We start from the raw sequence: 6,409 nt of genomic DNA on the forward strand, positions 1-6,409 counted from the left end.
GTCCCAACGCTCCCGACTCGCGGCTGTGGGCCCCCACCCCCGCGCCCGAGCCGGAGGGCCCCTCCAGGCGGCTCCCGTACGGCGACGACCCGGCCACCACCCAGTTCGTCGGCGTGGACGACCTGGTGAGCCACGCCTCCGAGGACCGGACGGCACAGCGTCCCGACGCGTTCGCGCACCTGCTGCGGGACCAGCGCCCGTACGACCCGCAGCAGCCCGCGTACGGCCGCTCCGAGGGCCCTCAGGCGCCGTACGAGGCCCCCCGGGCGCCGTACTCCTCGCCGTACCCGCCGCAGGCGCACCCGCAGCACCCGCAGCACCCGCAGCAGTCACAGCAGCCTCCGCAGCCACACCAGCCCCGGCACGCGCGGGAACCGCAGCAGCCGCAGCACGCACAACAGCCACAGCAGCCCCGTTACGACTACGGACAGCAGCATCAGCGGCACGAGCGGCCCCAGCAGCCGTACGACCGCGACGCGGCCGCCCCCTGGCCCGGCCCGCAGCAGCGCGTCCCCGGGCCCGGCAACGGCGCCCAGGGGCCCGGCAGTGGCGTGCCGGGGCCCGGCGTGCCCGATCCCGTACCCGCGCCCGTGCCCGAGCCCTTCCCGGCCGCCTCCGAACCGCCGGCCGAGCCGCAGCCGGCCGCGTCCTCCGGTGGCCGCGCCGCAGGACTGCTGAAGTCCAGCGCGCTGATGGCGGCCGGCACGATGGTGTCCCGGCTCACCGGCTTCGCCAAGTCGGCGCTGATCGTCGCCGCGCTGGGCGTGGCGACCCTGGGCGACTCGTACAACGTCGCCACCCTCCTGCCGAACATGATCTTCTTCCTGACCGTCGGCGGCGGCCTGAACTCCGTGTTCGTGCCGCAGCTGGTGCGGGCCATGAAGGAGGACGACGACGGCGGAGAGGCGTACGCCAACCGCCTGCTGACCCTGGTGGCCGTCATCCTCGGCGCCCTGGTGCTCGCGGCGACCTTCGCGGCCCCCCTGCTGGTCCGCATGGTGTCCGCGCCCATCGCGAGCAACCCGGCGGCCAACGAGGTCACCGTCACCTTCGTGCGGTACTGCCTGCCCACCATCTTCTTCATGGGCATCCACGTGGTGATGGGTCAGATCCTCAACGCGCGCGGTCGCTTCGGCGCGATGATGTGGACCCCGGTCCTCAACAACATCGTCGTCATCACGACGTTCGCCCTGTTCCTGTGGGTCTACGGCACCGCCGGCAGCAACGACATGGGCGTCGCCACCATCCCCGACGAGGGCGTGCGCCTGCTCGGCGTGGGCACCCTGCTGGGCCTGGTGGTGCAGGCGCTGGCGATGATCCCGTATCTGCGCGAGGCCGGCTTCAAGGTCCGCCCCCGCTTCGACTGGCGCGGCCACGGCCTGGGCAAGGCCGCCAAACTCGCCCGGTGGACCGTACTGTTCGTCTTCGCCAACCAGGCCGGCGTCATCGTCGTGACCCAGCTGGCCACCTCGGCGGGACTGACCGCCGAGCACCACGGCCACCCGGGCACGGGCATCGCCGCCTATATGAACGCCCAATTGATCTGGAACATGCCGCAGGCCATCATCACCGTCTCGGTGATGGCCGCCCTGCTGCCCCGGATCTCCCGCGCGGCCAGCGACGGCGACCACGGCGCGGTGCGCGACGACATCTCGCAGGGCCTGCGCAACTCCGCGGTGGCGATCGTCCCGATCTCCTTCGGCTTCCTGGCCCTCGGCGTGCCCATGTGCACCCTGATCTACGGCGCTTCGGGCCTCGACCAGGCCCAGTCCATGGGCTACATGCTGATGGCGTTCGGCCTGGGGCTCATCCCGTTCTCGGTGCAGTACGTGGTGCTCCGCGGCTTCTACGCCTTCGAGGACACCCGCACCCCCTTCTACAACACGGTGATCGTCGCGGCCGTCAACGCCGCCACGGCCGCCGCCTGCTTCCTGCTGCTGCCCGCCCACCGGGCCGTGCTGGGCATGGCCGCCTGCTACGGCCTCGCCTACGCCATCGGCGTCGGCGTCGCCTGGCGGCGCCTCAGCAAGCGCCTGGGCGGCGACCTGGACGGCTCCCACGTACTGCGCACCTACGCCCGCCTGGCGGGCGCCAGCATCCCCGCCGCGATCGCCGCCGGCGCCGCCGCCTACGGTGTCAACCAGGCGCTGGGCTATGGCACGCTCGGCTCCCTCGCGGCCCTCTTCGGCGGCGCGATCGTGCTGCTCGGCGTCTTCTACCTGGCCGCCAAGCGCATGCGCGTCGAGGAGCTGACCGCGATGGTGGGCATGGTCCGCGGGCGGCTCGGCCGCTGAAGCACAACCTTCGCCCGCCGTCGCGTGTCGTGCATAGCGTCGGACTGTGGGCACAATTGTCTTTGCTGTGGTGCGAGAGCGTGCAACGGATGGGGAGGCAGGAACGACGGTGGCGGAACGGAGCACGGCTGCCGTCGACGTGGCCGACAGCGGCGGCGACAAGCCGCTGACCGCCCAGGCGGAGAAAGCCACGGCCGACGGGGCGGAGTCCCAACAGACAACCGGCGCGGGCGGTGACACCGCGCCTCCCGACCCGACCCCCGCCGCCCCCACGGATTCCCTCGGAGCGACCGGAAGCCGGAGCGCCATGGCCGACGCGGCACCCCCCGAACTGCACAGCGGCCACAAGCTCGCCAAGCGCTACCGGCTGGAGGAGTGCGTCACTCGTCTGGAGGGATTCAGCAGTTGGCGCGCGGTGGACGAGAAGCTGCGCCGCGCCGTGGGCATCCATGTGCTGCCCGCGGACCACCCCCGCTCCCGCCCGGTGCTCGCCGCGGCGCGCTCCGCCGCACTGCTCGGCGACCCCCGGTTCGTCCAGGTCCTCGACGCGGTCGAGGAGAACGAACTGGTCTACGTCGTCCACGAGTGGCTCCCCGACGCGACCGAACTCACCACGCTCCTCGCCTCCGGCCCCTTCGAGCCCTACGACGCCTACCAACTCGTCAGCCAGGTCTCCCAGGCCATGGCCTCCGCGCACCGCGAGGGCCTGTCCCACCTCCGGCTCACCCCGGGCTCCGTCCTGCGCACCGAGTCGGGCCAGTACCGCATCCGCGGGCTCGCCGTCATGGCGGCGCTGCGCGGCATCGGCTCCGACCACCCCCAGCGCACCGACACCGAGGCCATCGGCGCCCTGCTGTACGCGGCGCTGACCCACCGCTGGCCCTACGAGGGCGACGCCTACGGCCTGTCCGGGCTGCCCAAGGACGTCGGGCTGCTCCCCCCGGACCAGGTGCGGGCCGGGGTGCACCGCGGGCTCGCCGAGATCGCCATGCGCGCCCTGGCCGCCGGCGGCGCCGCCCCGCGCCACGACCAGCCCTGCGCCACGCCCGACGAGCTGGCCAAGGCGGTGTCCGCGCTGCCGCGCATCCGCCCGCCGGAGCCGTCCTTCGCCACCCCCACCTTCCAGCGCACCACCTACCAGCAGGGCGCGTACCGGCAGCCGGCCGGAACGTCGAGGATGCGGGCGGCCTCGGCCACGGGGTACCCCTGCATGTCGACCAGGACGAGGGCGGCCCGCTGCTCGGCTGGGAGCGTGTGGAGCGCCCGGAGCAGCTCGCGGTGGAGGTCGCCGCGCTCGGCGGGGGCGGCGGCCGACTCATGGGGTTCGAGGAGCTGCTCCAGCCGCTCGGTCTCGGCGACCGGGGAGGTCCGCCGGGAGGCCGCCTTGCGGGCCCGGTCGAGACAGGCGTTCACGGTGATCCGGTGCAGCCAGGTCGTGACCGCGGACTGGCCCCGGAAGGTGTGCGCCGCCCGGTAGGCGGAGACCAGGGCGTCCTGGACGGCGTCCGCCGCCTCCTCCCGGTCCCCCAGGGTGCGCAGGGCCACCGCCCACAACCGGTCGCGGTGGCGCCGCACGATCTCCGCGAAGGCGTCCGGGTCCCCCTCGACATGGCGGGCGAGGAGGTCCTCGTCGCCCGCCGCGCCGCGCTCGGCGTCGTCCACCGTCGGCCCCCTCCCCGTGCCCGGCCGCTTTTCGAAGGTTGTCAGCCGGTGAATGAGACGTCGGTGATGGCCTGCCGGTATCCCGCTCTGCCGTACTCCCCGCCGGGGGTGTAGGGCATCGCGGTGAGCCACACCAGGACGTACCGGGTCGCCACGGGCTCCTTGACCGCGAGGTCGGCCCGGGTGTCCGAGGTGGTGGTGGCGGCCAGCTTCTTCATGGAGCCCAGCTGGTCCGACGAGGACAGGCGGTCCGTCGCGTAGAGGGTGACGGTGGTGTGCGGGCCGCCGTAGCGCAGCGCTATGGAGGCCGCGGACACCTTGGTCTTCTCGCCGAGGTCGTAGACGATCCCCACGCCCTGTTTGAAGGCGGGGTTGAGGTCGGGCCCCTCGTTGAAGCCCTTGGTGACCCACGCGGTGTCCGGCTTGCCGTCGTAGGTGAGCTCCACCTGGTCGGTGTGCTGGGGGTTGCCGTCGGGGTAGTACTCGACGGCGTTGCGGATGGCCAGCGGCTTGGCGGGCTGGTCCTTGTTCTCGAGGTCGCCGCCCTTGGGCTGCGAGGTGCCGGGGTTGTCCTGCCGGTTGTCCTTCTTGAGCAGGGCGTCGGCGAGCTGCCAGCTGCCCAGCCCCAGCGCGGCGATGAGCAGGGCGGAGACCGTCCACTTCAGGGCGCGCCCGGTGCGCGTCTGGAGCGGGGGCGGCGGGGGCGCCGGCGGTTCGGGCGCCGTGCTGTCCCGGGGCGGCTCGGGCGCGGGGTGCGACGGTACGTCCACGGGGCCGGCGCCGCCACCCCCCGGGCTGCCCGCGACGGGTCCCGTCACGGGCCCGGTGACCGGCCCCGGCACCGGGCCGGGGAACGCCCCGCCGCCGAGGACGGGCCCGGCGATCGGCCCGAGGACGGCGGCCCCGCCCGGCACGGCCCCCGCCGGCGTCGCGCCGGCCGGGGAGGCGGCGGCCGACGGGGCGTCGGACACGGCCGCCACCGGGGCCAGATGGGCCAGCGCGTCACCGACGAACCGGGCGGGCGAGGCGGTCCCGGCCTCGCCGACGCCGCCGGGGTAGGCCCCGTCGACGCTCCCGGGGTCCGCCATCGTGTCAGCGGCGGCCGCGTCCGCGTCGTGCCCGGAGGAGGAGCTGGGCACGCCGGGCAGGGGCAGCAGCGTCCGCGGCGCGAAGGGCGTGGCACCGGCCAGGCTGAGCACGAGGCCGGTGGTGTAGAGGGCGCAGGCGGTGCCGACGGCCCAGCTGGCGCGGCGGACGTGCCGGGCGCGCCGGCCGCTGACGTCGACGAAGACGGGCCCCGAGCCGACGGCGGGCCCGGAGCCGGCGGGGGCGGCGACCACGGGCGTGGCGAGGGTGGTGGCGACCTCGTCGGAGCCCGCGGTTCCCGGAGATCCCGGAGACCCCGCAGTTGCCGGAGCCCCGGTGGCCGGAGGAGGCGCCACGGCCTGGGCGGTGCCCGTACGGGGGCCGGTGCCGGTGCCCGTACCGGAGCCGGCGTCGGACCCGGAGCCGGCGGACGGCCAGGACAGGACGTCGTCGTAGGGGCCGCCGCCCAGCGGGGCGGCCCGGAGCGGATCGAGGACGGGTTCGGGTGCTGCCGCGGGGTCGTCGGGCGCGGCTGACGCGCACGGTCCCGGCGGGTTGTGCCTGAAGCGCATGCGGCAACTTAACGCGCTGCTACCGGAGTTGGGGCGGCATCGGACCACTCGGTCGAATGATCAATTCAAATGATCAGATTCATGCGCGTCGGCGGCACGGCGCGGTCGCCGGCGTGACCGTTGCGGACCGTACGAGGTTGACGTCGCCGACGCATTCGCGGCAAAGGCCCCATCCGGGCCGGACGCTCATCGGAACGACATGTGGTTGTAGTGAACGCGACAATTCCCGGCCGTCCCCCGACACTGCAATGTCCGTCACCACACGTGCAGGGGAGAGGCAGATGGACCTCGCAACGCACCAGCAGGAACTCCGCGCCGCCGCCGCGCACCTCGGCCGCCGCCGCTTCCTCACCGTCACCGGCGCCGCCGCCGCGCTCGCCTTCGCCGTCAATCTGCCCGGCTCCGCGGGGGCCGCCGAGATCGACGGCCGCAGGGCCATCACGGACAACCCGTTCACGCTCGGCGTGGCCTCCGGCGACCCCGGGCCGCACTCCGTCGTGCTGTGGACCCGGCTCGCCCCGAAACCGTACGAGCCGGGCGGCGGACTGCCCCCCAACCCGATCACCACGCGCTGGGAGATCGCGCACGACGACAGATTCCGCCGGGTCGCGGCCACCGGAACCGCCACCGCGCACCCGGAGTTCGACCACACCCTGCACATCGAGGCGACCGGCCTGGAGAGCGACCGCGTCCACTACTACCGCTTCCGCGCCGGGGACTGGATCAGCCCCACCGGCCGCACCCGCACCGCGCCCGCCAGTACCCCGGCCAGCCGCTGCCCGCCCACTTCAACAG

General features: G+C 74.2%; 3 protein-coding genes and 2 pseudogenes. 3 read left to right on the plus strand and 2 right to left on the minus strand.

The annotated features are described in order from the left end of the window. Positions 1-179: 179 nt before the first annotated feature. Both murJ and ACSNOD_RS26970 read left to right on the plus strand, forming a co-directional pair. A complete protein-coding gene (gene murJ, locus ACSNOD_RS26965; protein ID WP_436769675.1) occupies positions 180-2,294 on the plus strand; it encodes a murein biosynthesis integral membrane protein MurJ in 2,115 nt (704 codons plus the stop codon). A 109-nt stretch (positions 2,295-2,403) separates the two neighbouring features. Further along, positions 2,404-3,456 (plus strand): annotated as a pseudogene (locus ACSNOD_RS26970) (protein kinase family protein); the annotation flags it as partial. Here ACSNOD_RS26970 and sigM read toward each other — a convergent pair. Then, positions 3,435-3,956 (minus strand): annotated as a pseudogene (gene sigM / locus ACSNOD_RS26975) (RNA polymerase sigma factor SigM); the annotation flags it as partial. The pseudogenes ACSNOD_RS26970 and sigM overlap by 22 nt on opposite strands. Positions 3,957-3,997: 41 nt before the next feature. Continuing rightward, on the minus strand, positions 3,998-5,614 hold the full coding sequence (locus ACSNOD_RS26980) for a hypothetical protein (RefSeq protein ID WP_436769673.1): 1,617 nt from the start codon (positions 5,612-5,614) through the stop codon (positions 3,998-4,000). Between the two features lie 281 nt (positions 5,615-5,895). Here ACSNOD_RS26980 and ACSNOD_RS26985 point away from each other — a divergent pair. Beyond that, positions 5,896-6,409 (plus strand): alkaline phosphatase D family protein (locus ACSNOD_RS26985; RefSeq protein ID WP_436769674.1); only part of this gene is annotated, 514 nt, incomplete at its 3' end.

The organism is Streptomyces sp. URMC 123 (assembly GCF_051386515.1).
Taxonomy (GTDB): Bacteria; Actinomycetota; Actinomycetes; order Streptomycetales; family Streptomycetaceae; genus Streptomyces.